The organism is Noviluteimonas lactosilytica (assembly GCF_020866925.1).
GTDB classification, from domain to species: domain Bacteria; phylum Pseudomonadota; class Gammaproteobacteria; order Xanthomonadales; family Xanthomonadaceae; genus Noviluteimonas; species Noviluteimonas lactosilytica.
In genome coordinates, this window is record NZ_JAJGAK010000011.1 from 1 (window position 1) to 681 (window position 681).

The window sequence follows — 681 nt, forward strand, 5'->3', positions numbered from 1 at the left end:
CGCTTCGCACCCACCCTTTCACGATGCGTGCGTACTGCCGCGTCGAAAGGTGCGCGTCGGCGCGTTGCCGACTGGGAAACAAGTACGCATCCGGCGGAAGGTGGCGCGATTCGGTCCACGCGGTCAGTTCGTCGCGGGTCGGCGGACTGATCTCGAATTGGACGGGGCGCTTGGTCTTGCGGTGGATGACGCGGGCGCGCGGCGCAATCTGAGCGCCATGGGTCACATCGCGCACATGGAGCCCAACCAGGTCACATGCCCTGAGCTTGCTATCGATGGCTAAGTCGAAAAGGGGCTAGCTTCCGAATGTCCCCGGCTAGTTGCAGCCGAAACCGGATCGCCCAGATTTCCTTGAGCTTGAGTGGGGCCTTCTGCCCCACGAGCTTGCCGCTATTCCAGGCGGTCCTTTTGCACGGCTGGTTCATGGCGTTCTCCGGCGCGGGTTGGGAGGAGAACTTCGACTCAAGGCCGATCACCACCCGGTGAGTCGCAGCTATGGACTCCTCCGAGCCGCCCGGCAGGTCTGTGCCCTCTGGTGTGCCGCCGCCTGCCAAGAACTGCTAACGATTTGGCACGTTTCGCCTTGTAAGGCCCTGACCGCGAGGTCAAAATTGCAGCAGGATCATGACTGGCACTGGGCGCTATGCGACCCGCAACACCGGGGAATGCCAGCCCCGCGCG

General features: G+C 63.4%; 1 protein-coding gene. It reads left to right on the forward strand.

The genetic code is table 11. The annotated features are described in order from the left end of the window. Positions 1 to 283 (forward strand): hypothetical protein (locus tag LK996_RS16525; RefSeq protein ID WP_230528478.1); only part of this gene is annotated, 283 nt, incomplete at its 5' end. Positions 284 to 681 lie beyond the last annotated feature (398 nt).